Here is a 17,877-nt window from a genome sequence, read left to right on the forward strand (position 1 = left end):
CTCGGCTGAAACAGGAGATGAGCCGCCTGGAAGTGCTTGATGCGCAGATGCGCAACACGCCGGATCAACAGATATCGCTCACCGATCCGGATGCCCGTTAGATGGCCACCAGCGGACGCGGATCGGGTGTCGTCGGCTACAATGTCCAGGTCGCAGTGGACACCGAACACCATCTGATTGTTACGCACGAGGTCATAAACGTCGGCAGCGACCGTGGGCAGCTTGCTCGGATGTCGAAGCAAGCCAAAGAAGTGCTCGAAATGGACAAACTCGAGGCGGTCGCCGACCGTGGCTACTTCGACGGAGAGGAGATATTAGCCTGCGAAGAGGCCGGCATTGCAGTCACCTTGCCCAAGCCCATGACGTCGAACGCCAAGGCGGAGGGCCGGTTCGGCAAACAGGACTTCGCCTACCTGGCTGATGCGGACGTCTACCGCTGCCCATCCGGCCAGCTGCTGCCCTATCACTACACCAACATCGAGCATGGAATGACGCTGCGCCGTTGCTGGTCGACAGCGGCGTGCCAAGGCTGCGCGATCAAGAGCCAATGTACGCCGTCCAAGGAGCGCCGCATCGCGCGCTGGGAGCATGAGCATGTGGTCGAGGAGGTCCAGAGACGGCTCGATTCCAATCCGGACGCCATGCGGACGCGGCGCGAGACCGTCGAGCATCCCTTCGGCACGATAAAAGCCCGTATGGGTGCGACCCACTTCCTGATGAAGCGCCTACGGAATGTCGCCGCTGAGATGGCGCTGCATGTTCTCGCCTACAACCTCACACGGGTGATGAACATCGTCGGCAAACCGAGCCTGATTGCAGCCATCCGCGCCTCCTGAAGGCCGGAAAGTGCGTCCAAAAGCGCAATACCGCGTCGTGATACCCACTTTGGCCGCCATTGGACGATCCGACGCGACAACATCGGCCGCCCGCAATGATGGTCGACCACGGCCGCGTGCCGACCTATCCGTTTGCACACAACCAAGATCCGAAGCTGTCTCAGGCGCCGACCGCAACCGTCGACTATCGCCTATTTGTCGCGACAACCGCGCAGATGAACTGAGGTGCGAACAGGAGACCTGCCGGCAACGAGAAGCAGGAGCGGAATGGGCTGAAGCACAGGCTCGGACCTAAAAGAGCCCGACAGGTTGTTTCCGGCCCAGCGGGCTATCTTTTGATGCCTAGTTCGAGTTTGTGCATTATTTAGCCACGATGACCGGTTCCGATGTTGCCAGATTTCGCAAGGAGGCACACGAGTGTCGGATGCTGGCGGCTCCTGCGACCAGTCGGATCGACAACGAGTCCTGGCTCCGCCTAGCTAGCGAATGGCAAAAGCTCGCGGACGAAGCCGCGAAACGCTAGAGCCAACCAAGCCCCTTGCGTGAGTGGGGACGATAGGAACGACAATCAATCCCCCGGCTTTCCCTTGATGCCCCGCTATTACTTCGATACCCGCGATAACGAGAGGTTCATTCCGGATGAGACCGGGGTGGAGATCGCCACGTTGGACGAAGTGAAGCTGGCCGCTTCCCGAGCAATGGCAGACTTCGCCAAGGACGTGCTGCCTGGTTCGGTCGTCCGGACTCTGGCAATCGAAGTTCGCGGTGAATTCGGCCCCGTTCTGCTGGTCTCGTTGCGCTTTGAAATCGAACACGCAACGGCCCGCAATTAACATGGGCTGGTTTGGAACCGTCCTCTTAACCTATGCTTATCACCTCACCGCTGGCTGAAGTTTGGGCGCCAGCGGCCGAGAGTGTTGTGCTCCCGCCTTGTCGGTCGGAGCGGTCAGTTCCATGCCGGCTCAAGCTTCCTCAAGCAAGGAGTGGCGTGTGATGCCCAGTACCTTGACGGCTGCGCTCGTCCTGAAACTCAAAAAGAACAATCGGCTGGATCAAGACGATATTCTGGCTATTCAACAACTTCCTATCCGCGGCCAGCGGGTAGCGGCCCATCATTGCTTCGTGCGCGAGGGTGATCGGCCTTCGGAATCCTGCCTGATCGTGGATGGGTTTGCGTTTAGGTCCAAGCTCACGCCGGATGGAATACGCCAAATTCTCTCGATTCATATTCCGGGAGAAATCCCCGACCTTCAGGCTCTGCATCTGCAGGTCATGGACCATGACCTAACTGCCCTCTCGGATTGCACCCTAGGCTTCATCCAGCACGATGCGCTGCGCGAGTTGATCCGCCGGCGGCCAAACGTATCGGCCGCGCTCTGGCGCGAGACGCTGATCGATTCAGCGATTTTCCGAGAATGGATCATTAACGTCGGGTGCAGGCAAGCGCTGCCTCGTATGGCGCACCTGCTTGCAGAGATTCATGCACGACTTGAAATGATCGGCCGGACCGCAAACGGCTCATTCGAGCTTCCGATCACGCAAGTCGAATTGGCCGATTGCCTCGGCTTATCTGTCGTCCACCTCAACCGAACCCTCCAGCAGCTTAGGCACGAGGGTCTCGTCACGACGGAGCGGAAATCCTTCTATCTGCTTGAAAAGGAGCGGCTGGAACGGTTGGGCCAGTTCGATCCGACCTATCTCCATCAGAATTCTTCGCTGTGACAAAGGTGCGCCGCTCCGCGACTTCTAGTCGTGGCCCATCTCGTGGTCGGCAGCGCAGCGGCATGTCTGGAGCGGGCGGTAGAGCAAACGTCCTCCGGAGGAGCCTAACGGCTGCCTTTGAGCGACGGCAACGCTCGCCTGTCCCTCAAGCCTTCGACCATGACAATTTTGTCCTCGACCTTGCCGACACCGACTGTTCGACATCGCGTTGCTGCGAACTAACGCTGCTGATGCATGATAGGAACTACACGCTGAAGGAAGAGGTTGCGCAGTTGGTCTGTGGCGCGATCTAGACGCGCTATCCACCCGGGACGGTCCGCCGTTCGACGCGCGTCGGGCGACGGGCCGGTTCTCGGTCGCCCCCCGCGGCCTAGGTTGAATAGTTCCACTAAGCGCCGAGAGGAACCGACTACTCTGGCCACCGTTGGGAGTATACTCTTCCCGGGAGCATAGGCTCTGGTGCTTCCAACAATTTCCGAATGAGGGCCGGCGTTGACCAGTCGAAATCAGGCTAGTGATCGCCAGCGCGCGCTCGCAAAGTTCGGTGAGTTCGTCCTTCGTTGCGAGGATCTTGCAGCCATTCTGACGGAGGGATGCCGGCTGATTGCCGATGCCCTGAATACGGATCTTGCAAAGGTTTTGGAGATTGAGCGCGAGCGGGGCAGCGCCGTCGTCCTCGCGGGCGTCGGTTGGGCACCGGACGTTGTTGGCAAGGCCCGCATCCCCCTCCATGAACGTTCATCGGAAAGCTTTGCCCTCGACAAGGGCGAGCCGGTCGTCACGCGAGATATCGTCAAGGAGACCCGGTTCGACTTTCCGGACTTCATGAAGGCTCATGGTGTCGTTGCACTTGTGAACGTGCCCATCTTCCTGCCGGGGGGCAATGCTTTCGGACTGCTGCAGGTCGATGCGCGCGAGACCCGTGAGTTCGGAGACGACGACATCCAGTTTCTGCGCACCTACGCCATGATCCTTGGCCCGGTCATCGACCGGCTGCGGAAAATCCGCGAGACTGAGACCAACACGGAACGCTTTCGGCTTATCGTCGAGAACGCCCGCGACTACGCCATCTTTCTTAGCGACCCGCAGGATATCATCACCGATTGGTTCCCCGGCGCCGAGGCGATCTTCGGCTGGAAGGCCGATGAGATCATCGGACAGTCCGGCGCTGTGCTGTTCACTGACGAAGACCAGGAGGCCGGGGTCCCAGTGATGGAGACTGAGGGGGCTCGGAAGCATGGCGCCGCGCCAAACGTCAGGTGGCACCGGCGGAAGGAAGGAAACCGGGTGTTCATCGACGGCCAAACCGTGGCCCTGCGTGACTCGCAGGGCACGGTGCGCGGATTCATGAAGATCGGTCAGGACACCACCGAGCGGCGGCGCAACGAAGAACGCCAAGGCATTCTCCTCGCCGAACTGCAGCATAGGGTTCGCAACGTACTGGCCATGGTGCGATCGATCGTTTCCAAGGGCGATGGCGCCTCTGTTGAAGAATTCAGGCGTGACTTGGAGGGCCGGATCACAGCTATGGCACGGACACAGGCACTGCTGACCCGCGGGGCAGGTGTTGGGGTTGATCTTGACGGGCTGATCCGCCAAGAGCTCCTCACTCACGCCGTTGCAGAGGAGCGTCTCACGATCTCAGGAGACGCGGTGACGCTGCCGCCCAAGGCGGCGGAAGTTCTCACCCTCGCAATCCATGAATTGACCACGAACGCGCTGAAGTACGGAGCCCTGGGCCAGCCCGACGGCCACTTAAATGTGTTTTGGTCGCGGGAGCGCAACGGAGAAAAGGATTGGCTCCGCCTGACCTGGCAAGAGCATGGCGTATCCGTCATTCCGGCTGGAGGACCCCGTCGAATCGGGTTCGGGACCGAGTTGATCACCAAACGCGTACCTTACGAGTTGCGGGGACAGGGGAGCGTGGATGTCCAACGAGATGGGATTTGCTGCACAATCGCATTCCCGCTCGCCCAGGGAGAGAGCATCTTTCAATCCGACAGTCCGGTCGCCTATCGCAACATTCAACCTTCAGGGGTCGCTACATGATTGCGCCCCATCCGCTCACCGGCGTTTCCGTTCTGGTGCTCGAAGACAATTTCTACATCGCCGAAGAATCGCAGCGAACATTGGAAGACGCCGGCGCGCACGTGCTTGGCCCCTGTCGGGACCTCGAGGAGACTTTGCAGGCGCTACAAGACAATCATCCTCATTGCGCAGTGGTTGACATCAACCTCGGCCAGGGTCCAACCTTCGAGCCCGCGAGAGCGCTGCGAGCTGCCGGCGTCGCGGTCCTCCTGGTGACCGGCTACGACTCCGCGATCATCCCGCCGGACCTCAAGGATGCGCCTTGCCTGCACAAACCTGTCGACGCGCGGCGGCTGGTCACGGCCGTTGCTTCGACATGCCACCGTAAAAGTTGAGGCGGTCAGGAGTCGCGGTTGACAGCCCTAAGAATAAAACACTGGACGGAATATCGCTTTGAAAGCACGGTCGGCCTCAACGCGCATCGATTATTGCTGCGCCCTCGCGAAGGTCGCGACCTGCGGCTTCTTTCTCATGATCTTCAAATAACGCCCTCTTGTGAGATAACCTGGGCCGAAGACGTCTTCGGAAATGCTGTGGCGATGGCCAATTTCATGGCCATGACAGACAAGCTCGTTTTAGAAAGTGTTGCAGAGGTTGAGCTGACCTCCAGCGCTTGGCCCGTGTTTCCCATTGCTGCCTCGGCCATTTCCTATCCATTCCGGTACAGCGACGAAGAGTGGACGGACCTGGGAGCACTCGCCACGCCTCAGTACCTGAATGGCGGCGATGCGTTACGAAAGTGGGCTCGATCATTTGTGCTCGGCAGCACAACGGACACTTTGTCCCTGCTCAAAGACCTGAACCAAGGGGTCACACAGTGGATACGCTACGAAGCCCGGGATGCCGAGGGCACTCATTCTCCGGATGAGACACTCCAGCTTGGCATCGGAACGTGCAGAGATATGGCGACGCTGTCCGTGGAAGCCGCTCGTATCCTTGGGTTCGGGAGTAGAATTGTTTCCGGGTACCTATACGACCCAGACATGAGCCGGGTGGGCTCAGCGGGTTCCGGTTCGACCCACGCCTGGGCCGAGGTCTACGTTCCGGGCGCAGGATGGATTACATTCGACCCGACCAACCGTAGTGTAGGAGGCCACAATTTGATCCCTGTTGCTGTTGCGCGGGACATTCGACAAGTGATGCCGGTGTCCGGAAGCTACTTGGGATCGACTTACTCCAAAATGACCGTGGAAGTCACTGTTTCAGCTAATTAAGAGAAGCCGCTTGGGCGCGAATCGGCAAGAAAGCTACTAGGTCGTCGGGCTGCAGCCGCGCGGAGTGATTCCAGCAACGATCTGACCACCCGTTTATTGTCCTCTACGACCGACTGAGGCGTTCTCCCGTGGCGTCGAAGCGCTTAGAGGGCGAGTTTACTCTTCCTGTGAGCCGGTCCCGGTTGTCTGAACAGAATCTCCGCATCGATAAGTGGAGCCTCTGCCGGGGTTAGGCTGCCGTGCGGAGCGGCAGCGAGGTGAAGTAGGCGTGATCCGGTGTGCTGCCGTCAAGGCTCGAATGTGGACGGCGGCCATTGTAGAAGTCGAGGTATCGGCCGATCGAGGCACGCGCTTCGCTGACGTTCTCGTAGGCCCGCAGATAAACCTCCTCGTATTTGACGCTGCGCCACAGCCGCTCGACGAACACGTTGTCCCGCCAGGCGCCCCGGCCGTCCATACTGATGGCGATGCCGTTGTCGGTGAGCACGCCGGTGAACGCCGCGCCGGTGAACTGCGAGCCTTGGTCGGCGTTGAAGATCTCCGGTTTGCCGTGACGGGCCATCATCCTCCCGTGTCGCGACGCAGAATGCCGCCTCCATGGTGATCGACAGCCGCCACGACAGAACCCGGCGGGTCGCCCAGTCCAGCACCACGGCCAGATAGACGAAGCCTCGCGCCATCGGGATGTAGGTGATGTCCATCGCCCAGACCTGGTTCGGACGCGTGATCTCCATACCGCGCAGCAGATACGGATAGATCTTGTGGCCGGGCTCGGGTTGGGTGGTGCGCGGACGGCGGTAGAGCGCCTCTATCCCCATCCGCCGCATTAGCGTTTTGACATGCCGGCGGCCGATCTTGCACCCCTCGGCAGCCAGCAGGCCTCGCAGCATTCGCGAACCGGCGAAGGGAAATTCCAGATGCAGCCGGTCGAGCCGTTGCATCAGCGCGAGGTCTTTGGGCGGCACTGGACGCGGCAGATAGTAGACGCTGCCGCCGCTGATGTTCAGAGCTTCCGCCTGCTTGCTGATCGGCAGATCGTGTTCACGGTCGATCATCGCTTTGCGCTCAGCAATCCCGCCTTGGTGAGCGCTCCTTCTAAAAAATCGTTCTCCAGCGTCAACTCGCCGATCTTGGCGTGCAGCGACTTGACGTCGACGGTGGGTTCGGCGATCCGACTCCCGCCGCCCGGACCGAAAACATCGGCAGCGCTGCCTTCGAGCTGGGCCTTCCACGATGTGATCTGATTGGGGTGAACGTCGAACTGCTCCGCTAGTTGCGCCAGCGTGCGGTCACCCTTGACGGCGGCAAGCGCCACCTTCGCCTTGAAGGCCGGAGTGTGGTTCCGCCGTGCTCGTCTGCTCATCGTCTCTCCTGACTCGCGGGTCAATCTTGCCCGCCGTCAGGCAGAAACTCCACTTATCGCACTGATCAGATTTGCGGGGCCAGCTCACTGCATGCAACTAGGGAGTCGTCATGGAACGCTATTTCTTCGACATCCAGAGTGGCCGAGACTTCTTTGCAGACGATCAAGGTTTACGCCTGCCCAATCAGAAGGCCGCCGAACTAGAGGCGATGCATACATTGACCGGTATCGCCAAATGAAACCCGTCGTGAGCGGCCCGATTTAGCAGTCGAAGTGCGCTCGACGAATGAACCCTTGTTCTGCGTTTCTATAGTATATCGAAATGTGAGCACCAAGCATTGAGGACGCCTCAGTCAGCCGCCTCTTTATTCGACCCAGCTCCGACCAAAGCTCGGCAAGAGCCACCTTCATCGAGCGAAGGATCTTGCGACATCTAGACCCGCGTCGATGGCCGCACGTTAATGCCTGCCAGCTGGCTACGCTCGTCTTCCGATAGTTGCCAATCCTGGCACTGACTGCAAAGCTGATCAAAAACATCATGTAACTTGCTGCGAGCGATCTTGACGACTTCAGTGTCGTCGAACTCGCGAGAGTTCAGGAAGATCGGCAAGTTGAAACTGGTCTGATGCCCTTCGATGTGAAACGTCAAACGAATGTCTTCACCTCGTTCGTTGCTTTCGATCATCTCAATACGAGCGACCCTCACCGTGAAATTGCCCATCATCTCGCTTCCTTGAATCGATCTATCAATTTTGCAACATGCGGCCCAAGTGTTGTCGCCGTGCTCGCCGAGGCCGGCCACCTAAAGGCGACCTCCTTCTCAGATGCCTCTCGAAATATGAGGCGTCCAGATCAGGATGGCTAAGAGGTCAAGCGGCTTGTTAGCTGTTGGATGGGCTTGCGTCGATACGCTGCGCGTCCGACAAGTCGGCAGGGCTGATCGAGATGGCCTCCATCGTCAATCCAGCCGAGCCTTCCGCCGGCACCTTGATCACGGTAGCAACGCGACGGAATGCCGCGAATGAAAGGCTCTCGATCATCTCCTCGTCCGTGACGACCTCGTAGACGCCGGCTGGCAGCTGTCGGTCGATGCCTCTTATTCGGAACGGATGGTTGAAGGTGACGACTTCGCGTCGGGAACGGATCGTCATGCACCGGTGCCTTTCGCAAACGCTCGCCCGCGCAAAGTTCTCTGCGTGGGAAACGGCGAGCCGATTTCGCGCGCCTTTTGCTGGACGGAAAACATGGATCGTCTCAGCACAACTGCTGCTCGAGCGACGGAAGCACCCCCGCTGACGAGCTCTTGTAGGCGCTCAAGTTTTTCAGCCGTCCAGGAGACAGATGTCACGCGTACCATTTGTGCCGCCTTAATCGTAGACCTTGCCGAGATAATCCAGCCAGCGGCTCGAGATCAGATAGAGGTCACTGCGGGTAGACCTTAAACGGCGACGTTCGACATTGTTCCTATCATCAAAACGGGTGACAGCAATCAGCAGGAGCTCGTAAAGGAAGGTTGCTACTTCTTGAGAGCCACAGAAGGCGGTAGCTCGCATGCATTTCGCCGCGTAGTCCGAGCTCTCGCCACAGTCGAGCGAGCCCGCGGGGCCCTCTTCCACGCCCCCACAACAAGGTGCGCATTCAGAAATTTGTCGCTCGGCCTCGCGCCTCTTGGCCTGTCTGACAATCGAGCCCGTAAACTGCGCGAGCAGCGCCGGATAGATCGACCATGTACGCAACATTCTCGCATGGCATTTTCCAGGCGCGGAAAGCTTCCCATATCTCCGCCGCCCGCAGTTGCTAGGCGGAGGCCAACTCGACGGCGGTTGGTCGACACAAAAAAACGGCCCCAGCTTTTGGCGGCTGGGACCGCTGGGACGCCTCCGGCAGCGCAAGGGGGGACTTGGAGCCGGAGCACGGTACCAATCCTGTCGCTTGCTACTAGTTCCTAGGGAAGAGGCTGCGGCTGGCAGAGGTCGGCTGTCGACAAACCGAACTGGGGCCGTATCCGAGATCTGAGATCGAGACTGCGATCCCGATTACGTTCTGCCGGGCCGACCCGCTTCAACCAGGCCTCGGCCGAGCCCCTATGTCCGCAGCGCCGAGGCATGGAATCGCACGGGCCATGGTCGCGCCGTGGCAAAGAGACCACAGGTGACAAGCCGCAGTCCCCCGCAATTCCGACCCCAGTCACGTGGATTCGTTCCAGCGGGAGCGGCTTTGATGCTGGTGTTCAGGAAGAGGAGACCAGTGATCCGGACGCTACGCGGCTCGGCCATCTCAGTGGGCGTTCCTCCCGCACGAACACTTCCCATTTTCATAGAAACTCGCTTCAGACTGCGTAAGTTTTCTAAACCGCAGGCGGGATCGCCAATCCTCAGCAGGTGGACGAGACCTACTGGAAAGCATCAACACGCAACTTTTTAAGGGAGAATGCCCGCACTCTGATGCTTTCGAAACGAGCCATCGCTGCGGGCAGCATCAGAAAGCAGCGCGCCCGGATCGGACGCCCCCGATGCCGACAGGAAATTGCGGTTTAGTCCCGGTCGTTCGCCTCTTCCTTGATCACAGATGGCGTGTGGCCAGGCTCAAGCTTTTGAGTCAATTGGGCGCGCTCCCCGTCTACCGGCTGGTCTTCTCCGCGGGTGCGCATGATGCCGTGGTCTGAGTGACCTCCTGCCGGACCAAGCCCGGCTCAACCCAACGTTCCAAATACGAGGATTTGCGCCGATGCCGCGAGCGGCACTGTCGCGTCATTCTGGCTTGCTTCGCGCGACTGGTCTCGTCGCTGTTATGAAGCCTCCGTTCTGAAACGTCGCCTTAGCCGCTTCCACCTCATCTCAATCCATCGCAGCGCGGCGAGGAGAGGCTTCTGCAGGATCGGAATGTCCTGCGCAATGAGAAGCAGTCCAAGGGGGAGCATCCAGAGGCCGAAGAGGGGCAGGAAGCTGAGGACGCCCCCGAGAATAAGTACCCCGGCGAAAATGAAACGGATCCAGATATTGGGAGGCTCTCGCAGCCAGCGAATGAAGGTCCCCACTTTCGTGGGCACTCGACGCTCAATCAATGTGAAGTATCTGTTCAGCCCCGTTTTGACGGAAGCCATGCCAATTCCGATGCGCGTGAGTGTTGAAGCAGCGCGTCCCGCAAGTACTCGGAACCAAACCGACTGGGGGGTGAAGTGTTCCTCCGTCCTGTCGCATCGGAGTTCAACTATGGAGGGGTAAAGCAGACGTGATGCAATTCACGGGGGCGACGCGAAGAGGGCAGGATTGCTGCGACAGTGGACGACCACATCAGCTCTCCCGGGTTGCGCACAGATGAAGGTGCGGCGAGCTCGCGTGGGTCGTGCAGAACGCAGTCAGGTACTCTGAGCTCGGGCCCTTGCTTGACGTTCATGTCCGCACAGACTGCCCCAGATAGGGGAGGCATTTGCAATCGCGCTGTAGACGTCCCGGCTTGCGGGATGACACCGCACAGGTCTCGAGAGATGCCCATCAAACAAAAGCCGCCGGGCGTTACACCGAACGGCTTTTCTTCGCGGCTCCCAGTCTCTTGGTTCTGCCGCCAGGTTCAAGCTGCCGTTCCACCCTTTGTTCCCTTAGAGCCGTAGGCTGTCAGCAGAACAGCGGACCGCGCGTCGGCTTGACCCGTGTAGGGGCTACTGTCAGTTGACCCCTTAAGTTTGCAAGCGGAATGCAGGCTCTTGCCACGGTCACTTGCGGAACGAACGAGCAATAGCCATGTGATACCCATCGAGTTTGGCCGAACGACTTGGCCTCGCCGCTTAAAGCGCGTCTGACTGACAACCTTGCTCCAGACCTCGGCATCGCGGATCGAGCAGCGGGCTCGCGTCATTAGGTGCGGAGGTCGTCGTAACCCTCGCCAACGAAATCTTTCAGCAACCCGTGAAGGAATACGATGCGCAAGTTTCCCGAGCCAACCGAGCGAGAGATTCAGGACGGACCTCAAAGGGTATCCTTCCAAATCGCGAATGGAAACGTGCGTCAGACTTGCGTTTTGCAAACCGGTTTTCCGACGAAAGCTCAGGCGCAGAGGTACCTTCTCTCGAATTGGCCGGCCATCGAAAAGATGGCGCGCGACGCTCTAGCGACGAGGGTTATTGAGGGCGGCCAGATTGAGCTCGTATTGCGCTGACCAACGGAGCGGGCGCCGGCCAATGGCTCCATTTCCGATTGGCGCAGCCAACTGTCTGTCTGTATCGTGATGCCCGAGCAACGGCTCGCGTTGCGCGGCAGTTTGGCCGGCAGATCGGTCGAAATGCAAAGGCTGTCTGAGCCGGCTGTTCTCCCTGCATGTCCCAAAACGAGCGAGCTCGAGACGAACGTCGACATGTTCCTCGTCATCATGTCTGGACGCCAGCACTCGACTGATCAGTAAGAGTAAATCTTGGGCCGGGGAGTGACAATGATGCTCTCCAAGTCGCGTTAGGAACGAAGGCTCCGCGGCGACCGTTGACGATGAGCTGCAACATTTCTCAATTCGCCTGAGTCATCGTGCAGATCACATGAGGTACTGCACATGGCACTCCCGCGAACACGCGCCGTTTCCCTCCAGTCCGACTACACGACTGTCTTGCGGAGACATCCCGCACTCATAGCACTTGCCGGGGCAGCCTCCCTTCTCGGTGCCCTAGCGATCGTAAACCGACGAGTCGCAAAGAAAGCGGAGCGCGATAACCCGCCCCGTGGGCAGTTCTTGGAGATCGATGGCGTCCGGTTGCACTACGTGGAACGCGGCAATGGGCGTCCGCTTGTGCTCCTGCACGGCAACGGCAGCATGATCCAGGATTTCGAATCAAGCGGCCTGATCGAGCTCGCGGCCAACAGGTTTCGGGTGATCGTATTTGACCGCCCTGGATTTGGACACAGCTCGCGGCCAAGAAACGTGATCTGGACCCCGGAAGCACAGGCAGATCTGTTCAGAAAAGCGCTTGATCGGCTGAGCGTCCAGCGTGCGATCGTGCTTGGACACTCATGGGGTGCGGCGGTTGCTCTTGCGCTGGCGACAAGACATCCATCATTTGTCGAAGCCTTGGTGCTGGCGTCGGGTTACTATTTTCCAACGGTCCGTGTTGACGCGGCGGCATCTTCGATGTCTGCGACACCTTGGATCGGCGATGCCGTCAGTCACACCATCTCGCCGATCTCGGGCCGCCTCCTATGGCCTTCCATGTTGCGCAAGATGTTCGGCCCGTCGCCAGTCCCAGACAAGTTCGCCGGCTTCCCCAAGGAGTTGGTGTTGCGACCCTCGCAGATGCGCGCCAGCGCGGCGGAGGCGACGTTGATGATACCCGCCGCATTCAAGTCGGCGAAGACCTACGACCACCTCAAGATGCCCACCATCATCATTGCCGGCGATGAGGATCGTCTCATCGATATCAACAAGCAATCGGTTAGGCTGCACGGTGAAGTCACTCATAGCAAGTTGCACCGTATTGCCGGTGCAGGGCACATGATCCAGCAGTCTGCCACGGTGCAGTTGATGGCGGCCATCGACGAGGCTGCTGCAGAGACAGACATCGGCGGAAACGCGCCACGCAGGTTTGCCAGAGCCTAGGAAAGCTCCCACAGGGAACGTGTGCTTTCTTGTCTCCAATCGGCGAACAGGCCCGCTGTGACCGAACCGTGAAGCCGGGCCGATTAGCTTATGTGACTAGAGGCCTGAAGCGGCATCGCCTTCCCGGCCGTTTGAAGCTGCCTCAGTTGGTCGGGGTGACAAGCCCAATATCGCGATGGAGAAAGCGTCGTGGTCTCACTGTCAAAGTTGCCGCAGGAACTCCCCTCGTCGCCAGGGCCGAATGTCGGCGTGCCGCAACCTGCTGCCTCGCCACCGCAGGCGGCCGACGATACCGACATGCCGCTGCCGTCCAGTCCGCAGACGTTCTTTCTCGGTAGTCTGTTAACACTAGCCGTGCTGACAGCCGTCCATGTGGCAAGCTCAATCATACTGCCCGTGGTGCTCGCCTTCGTGTTGCAGCTCATTCTGCAACCCGCCGTCCGTCTGCTCGAGCGTATCGGTCTTCCCCGTGCCATCGGAGCGCTCTTGGCGATCTTGATGGTCATGGGAGCCCTCGTGGGTTTTGTGGCAGCCTTGTCGCTACCTGCCGCGACTTGGGCGGAGAAATTGCCAGAGGGCTTGCCTCGCCTCGAAACTCACCTGGTCGTTCTGAAGCGCCCGATCGAAGCGCTGCAGAAAGTCATCCAGCAGGCCGAGCACGTCGCTGACGCTCCCGAGAAGAAGGGCGCCACCGTTGCGGTCCGTAACGATCTCGGCCTTACCGGCGCGCTATTCGCTGGAACGCGGGCTGTTATCGATGGCCTGTTTACGACCGTTCTGGTGCTCTATTTTCTGCTGGTTGCCGGAGACATTTTTCTGCGACGCATCGTCGAGGTCTTGCCGAACTTCGGCGACAAGAGGCAGGCGGTGGACATCTCTCAGCAGATCGAAGCGGACATATCTGCCTATCTTCTTACAATCACCGCCATGAATGCTGCAGTGGGAATTGCAACGGCCGTTGCGATGTATTTCTGCGGACTTGGAGACCCCTTGCTGTGGGGAGCCGCGGCCTTCCTGCTCAACTACGTTCCAATTCTAGGACCGCTGTTCGGGACCGTCATCTTCCTCCTGGCCGGCATGTTGAGCTTCGATAGCTTGTGGTGGGCGCTGCTGCCTCCGGCCCTCTACTTCGGCATCCACCTCGCCGAAGGCGAAACCCTGACTCCCATGCTGCTTGCCCGGCGCTTCACCCTGAACCCGGTGCTAGTCATCCTCTCGCTGGTGTTCTGGTTCTGGATGTGGGGGGTGCCCGGAGCGATCCTGGCCGTTCCGATGCTGGCCATCCTCAAGATCGTTAGCGATCGCGTGCGTCCGCTCAAAGCTTTGGGGCACGTCCTTGAAGGCTAGTCCGGTGTCGCTCCCGGAGAAGATTGAGGACCGCGTCGCCGGAAGACGGCCCTTGCAGTTTGCGCTTACGCAGCGGCATCCTGAAACGCGTCTCCGCGTGCCTCGATGCGACGGTCAGAGCGTCTCAATGAGCCTTTGCAACCTGAGAGGCGACTTGCGCAGCCGTAATTTCGCTGGCGTACGCGTTGAACAAGCTCTCAGCTACTCTTGCTGCTGTGAAACGAAAACGTGCTGCATAACAGATGACGTTTAATAACTTATAAGTTGCATTAGAGGAACAAATTCTAATGATGGTTGTTGTCTGCATGTTCCCTTGAGTGAGGGAGCGACAGGAGCATTAATGCTAAAATTTGTGGGGGCTGTAGTCCTCTCTGCAATACTGGCCACCATCGTCCTGGCGTTGCCGGGGTCCGCCCTTAGGGTGGAAGCGCGTGAAACTGCCGCGTTGGCCAAAGGGGACAGGCTCCGGGCAACAATGTGCTCAACTCAGGTCTGGCCAAACTTTACCTCGCCTTGCTTGCGCAGCCAAGGATCCGGTCCGCCAGTGCTGCAGGTCCGCCTCGTATCCAGCGGCCGCTGAAACTTGTCGAGCTACTCCCGACCAATCAAAGCTCACGCGGCGCGGATGCGGGGCGGCGACACCGCGGCCGGATCTGCTTTCCATTTTGGAGAAACCGATGACCATAGACCCGACCCAAGTCCCCAACGTTCTGGTTGTCGAAGACGAGATGATTTTGCGTATGCGCGCGGTGGACATCGTCGAGGATGCCGGTTTTCACCCCGTTGAGGCTGTCAATGCCGATGAGGCTATTTCCATCCTGGAAACTCGCTCCGACATATCTTTGCTGCTCACTGACATTCAGATGCCCGGAAGCATAGACGGCTTGAAGCTGGCGCATGCAGTGCATGAGCGATGGCCGACCATCAAGATCATTCTCGTCTCGGGTGAGGTGAAACCATCGGGTACGGATACGCCGGAAGACAGCAGGTTTTTTGGCAAGCCTCTCCACGTGGAACAGTTGATCGCGGAACTTCAGGGAATGGTGGGGTTTGGCGCATTGAAGATTGTTCCAACGACAAGCGCGGTGCCAGATGCCGCGTCGGCGATGTCCGCCGAAAACGAGAGCCTTCGTCTGTTGCTCGACCAAGCCGCGGTGGACGCCAAGGCATTGCTGGAGCAAGCCGGGGTCGAGGCAAAGGAGCGCGAGGCGGCCGATAAGTTGCAGAAGCTGATTATTGGCGAACTCCATCATCGCATCAAGAATTCACTGGCAACCGTAAGCGCAATTGCGTCCCAGAGCTTTCGGACGGCGACCAGCGTCGAGCAGGGACAAAAGGCAATGGAGAGCCGGTTGACCGCGCTGGGGCGTGCCCACGATCTGCTGATGCAGGTAAGCTGGTCAAGTGCCAGTCTAACCCATACTTTCAGCAGCGCCACCGAGCCATATGACGGCCATGGTGCCAGACGATTCCACTTCAATGGGCCGGACATCAAAATAGCTGCCGGCGCCGTCATCGCGCTGGCAATGACCTTCAACGAATTGTGCACGAATACCATCAAGTTTGGTGCGCTGTCGGTGCCGGAGGGGCATGTCGAAGTGGCGTGGACCGTAGACGCGCAGAACGGACGGTTAAAACTTGTATGGACCGAACGAGGTGGGCCGATAGTCCAGCCTCCGACACGCCGAAGCTTCGGGACCCGCATGATGGAGTCTCTCGGCCAGCAGCTGCATGGCCGAGTGCAGCTCGCTTACGAGCCATCCGGATTTACCTATGCGTTGGATGTGCCGCTCAGTTCAGTTAGCGCCCCCGTGTGAGATCTCGTCTTCTTCACCGGTCTGTTCATTCTTAATACGCGGCGCATCTCGCCGCCCCAGTAGGGCTCGTTGCGCCGTCATCGAGCCCAGCAAAACCAAAGGTTAAGCTGCATGTCCGACGAACCAAAAATCAACGAACGGCACCAGGCCGACAACTTGGAACACCGCATACGGGAGCGAGCACATCATCTCTGGGAGCTGGAGGGGCGACAGGAAGGGAGAGCAGACGAATACTGGCACCGTGCGATCGAGCAACTTCAGTCAGACGCGCAGGCGGCCTATCCGCCGTCGCACTCGCGTGGCCATCGGGCCTGAGCGCACGGCCTCCATCTTGGCGGACATCTCGTCGATGCAGACCTCCAAGCGGCCTGCCGTTTGTAGAGCTTCAGGTGGACGAAAATTTTGCGGACTCCTAGGCCTCTTTTTTGGAAGATACTTATGATCACCTCTAAGACCATCGCTATAGCCGCTGCCATCGGACTAATTGGTATCTCGGCAGCTCAGGCAGAATGCGAAATTGCCGACGCGAAATTAGAAGAAGCGGTCCAACAAAACCCGCGTTTTCGCGGTCCTGCCAACAGCCAGTACGTGCGGGATCTTCGCAGTCTCCGAGATGCCGCGATGACGCTTCGGTCTTATGGGCGTCATGAGGATTGTGAGCGACTCCTCGCCAATATCCGCGAACTGATCGCAGGCCCTCCGATGGGATCGCTGGGCGACAACGACGAAGAAGAGGCAGACAAGCAAATCGCCGCCAGCGAGCCGAAGATGAAGCGCGGGGCTGTCCTCGGCAATCGCAGCAAAAAAGACGCGAAACCACTCTTAAGGATCGATGAACTTGCCCCCGGCCTGAGGACTGATGAGATGATCGGCGCGGAAGTCCGCAGTTCGGACGACAAAATCGTCGGCGAAGTCAGGAACATCGTGTTCGGGACGAAAGACGGACGTGATTACGCGGTGGTGGCCTCAGGAGGATTTTTCACGGCCGGAAAGGACAGTATCGTCGTTCCAATCCGGTCTATCATGGTTTCGCAAGACCGTGCGAGCTTCTATCTCCCGGTCACCAAAGAGGTCATGAAAACCGTGCCCCTCATGCCAGATCAGGACTACAAGTGGTTATCCGACCAAAAGTGGCGCACCGAAAACGACGCCTTGTTCAAAACGCGCTAGAAGTTTTCTTCTAGTCTAGAGCATTGCGGATCCCGACCTCAAGCCCATCCGCCTCGCTCCCGGTAAATTCACCCGTTTCGATCTACGCACTCGATCGGTGCTCCAAGAAGCGGTGCAGCGGAGACGCTTCTAAGCCACAGTCACCGCGCTCAATGGGTTGGCAACGCTTAGCCGAGATTGGAATAGCAAATGAATGCCGAGGAACTAGCTCACAAATTTCGAGGCAAGATCGCTGCCGCACTGGCCGAAAAGCAACGACAAAGCGGCATTGCTGCCGACAACGCCGACAAGAGGGAAGCCGATGTTGAGTATTGCAAACTCGCTCTGGAGCGGGAAGTTATTCCGTTTCTTTCGGAGTTGAAGCGTCACCTGGGCGATGCTCAGTTCTCCTTTGCGTCTCAGATCGAGATGAATGACCACAGGCCAGTCGGGGTGTCCTTCACCATCGGCAGCGGCGCGCCGACCAGCATCACGACCGCCTACGGAAACATCGTCGTGACTCGAATCGGAGATAGCCGGACTGCCAAGGGCGTTCCCTACGTTTACGCGCCCGACGTGGAACCGTATATCTCCAATTCGGGAGATCTCACGCGCGAAAAAATTGCCAAGTTGATCGAGATGGTGATTGGAGACTAGCGCATTGAATCGGCAGTACAGCCCACCCGAAATGATCACGGCAGTTGCACCATCACACGAACAGCCAGGCGATCAGGGTTGGAGGAATTGGGCGGCGGCTGACTGAC

The 17,877-nt window shown here is 58.9% G+C and carries 15 protein-coding genes and 2 pseudogenes; 13 read left to right on the forward strand and 4 right to left on the reverse strand.

The genetic code is table 11. The annotated features are described in order from the left end of the window. The 6 genes and pseudogenes from IVA92_RS31040 to IVA92_RS31065 all read left to right on the forward strand — a co-directional run. Positions 1-836, forward strand: a pseudogene (locus tag IVA92_RS31040) (transposase); the annotation flags it as partial. A 590-nt stretch (positions 837-1,426) separates the two neighbouring features. Continuing rightward, positions 1,427-1,669 carry a hypothetical protein gene (locus IVA92_RS31045; RefSeq protein WP_247278877.1) on the forward strand — a complete coding sequence of 81 codons (243 nt, stop codon included), beginning with the start codon at positions 1,427-1,429 and terminating at the stop codon, positions 1,667-1,669. A gap of 160 nt (positions 1,670-1,829) precedes the next feature. Continuing rightward, on the forward strand, positions 1,830-2,558 hold the full coding sequence (locus tag IVA92_RS31050) for a Crp/Fnr family transcriptional regulator (RefSeq protein ID WP_247278893.1): 729 nt from the start codon (positions 1,830-1,832) through the stop codon (positions 2,556-2,558). Between the two features lie 492 nt (positions 2,559-3,050). After that, entirely contained in the window at positions 3,051-4,607 is a 1,557-nt protein-coding gene (locus IVA92_RS31055) for a PAS domain S-box protein (protein WP_247278876.1), read from the forward strand. After that, positions 4,604-4,981, forward strand: a complete 378-nt coding sequence (locus tag IVA92_RS31060) for a response regulator (RefSeq protein ID WP_247278875.1) — start codon at positions 4,604-4,606, stop codon at positions 4,979-4,981. The genes IVA92_RS31055 and IVA92_RS31060 overlap by 4 nt, the downstream gene beginning before the upstream one ends. An 18-nt stretch (positions 4,982-4,999) precedes the next feature. Continuing rightward, positions 5,000-5,860, forward strand: coding sequence for a transglutaminase family protein (locus tag IVA92_RS31065; RefSeq protein ID WP_247278874.1), 861 nt, complete (start codon positions 5,000-5,002; stop codon positions 5,858-5,860). Between the two features lie 229 nt (positions 5,861-6,089). On the opposite strand, the pseudogene IVA92_RS31070 reads toward IVA92_RS31065, so the two are convergent. Then, positions 6,090-7,223: pseudogene (locus tag IVA92_RS31070) on the reverse strand (IS3 family transposase). A 110-nt stretch (positions 7,224-7,333) separates the two neighbouring features. Between IVA92_RS31070 and IVA92_RS35845 the strand changes: the two are divergent. Further along, on the forward strand, positions 7,334-7,462 hold the full coding sequence (locus IVA92_RS35845; RefSeq protein WP_256464968.1) for a hypothetical protein: 129 nt from the start codon (positions 7,334-7,336) through the stop codon (positions 7,460-7,462). A 194-nt stretch (positions 7,463-7,656) separates the two neighbouring features. On the opposite strand, the gene IVA92_RS31075 is transcribed toward IVA92_RS35845, so the two are convergent. From IVA92_RS31075 to IVA92_RS31085, 3 genes are all read right to left on the reverse strand, one after another. After that, positions 7,657-8,025: a hypothetical protein gene (locus IVA92_RS31075; protein WP_247278873.1), complete on the reverse strand. Its 369-nt coding sequence runs from the start codon at positions 8,023-8,025 to the stop codon at positions 7,657-7,659. A gap of 79 nt (positions 8,026-8,104) precedes the next feature. After that, complete coding sequence (locus IVA92_RS31080) at positions 8,105-8,374, reverse strand: hypothetical protein (RefSeq protein WP_247278872.1); 270 nt, start codon at positions 8,372-8,374, stop codon at positions 8,105-8,107. A 216-nt stretch (positions 8,375-8,590) separates the two neighbouring features. Further along, positions 8,591-8,962: a hypothetical protein gene (locus IVA92_RS31085; protein WP_247278871.1), complete on the reverse strand. Its 372-nt coding sequence runs from the start codon at positions 8,960-8,962 to the stop codon at positions 8,591-8,593. Positions 8,963-11,762: 2,800 nt separating this feature from the next. Here IVA92_RS31085 and IVA92_RS31090 point away from each other — a divergent pair. From IVA92_RS31090 to IVA92_RS31115, 6 genes are all read left to right on the forward strand, one after another. Then, complete coding sequence (locus IVA92_RS31090; protein ID WP_247278870.1) at positions 11,763-12,800, forward strand: alpha/beta hydrolase; 1,038 nt, start codon at positions 11,763-11,765, stop codon at positions 12,798-12,800. A 189-nt stretch (positions 12,801-12,989) separates the two neighbouring features. Beyond that, positions 12,990-14,147 carry an AI-2E family transporter gene (locus IVA92_RS31095; RefSeq protein WP_247278869.1) on the forward strand — a complete coding sequence of 386 codons (1,158 nt, stop codon included), beginning with the start codon at positions 12,990-12,992 and terminating at the stop codon, positions 14,145-14,147. Between the two features lie 677 nt (positions 14,148-14,824). Then, positions 14,825-15,964, forward strand: coding sequence for an HWE histidine kinase domain-containing protein (locus tag IVA92_RS31100; RefSeq protein ID WP_247278868.1), 1,140 nt, complete (start codon positions 14,825-14,827; stop codon positions 15,962-15,964). A gap of 111 nt (positions 15,965-16,075) precedes the next feature. Next, a complete protein-coding gene (locus IVA92_RS31105) occupies positions 16,076-16,279 on the forward strand; it encodes a DUF2934 domain-containing protein (protein WP_247278867.1) in 204 nt (67 codons plus the stop codon). A gap of 123 nt (positions 16,280-16,402) precedes the next feature. Further along, entirely contained in the window at positions 16,403-17,134 is a 732-nt protein-coding gene (locus IVA92_RS31110) for a PRC-barrel domain-containing protein (protein ID WP_247278866.1), read from the forward strand. Positions 17,135-17,323: 189 nt separating this feature from the next. Continuing rightward, complete coding sequence (locus tag IVA92_RS31115; protein ID WP_247278865.1) at positions 17,324-17,770, forward strand: hypothetical protein; 447 nt, start codon at positions 17,324-17,326, stop codon at positions 17,768-17,770. Positions 17,771-17,877 lie beyond the last annotated feature (107 nt).

This window comes from Bradyrhizobium sp. 154, assembly GCF_023073875.1.
Lineage (GTDB): Bacteria > Pseudomonadota > Alphaproteobacteria > Rhizobiales > Xanthobacteraceae > Bradyrhizobium.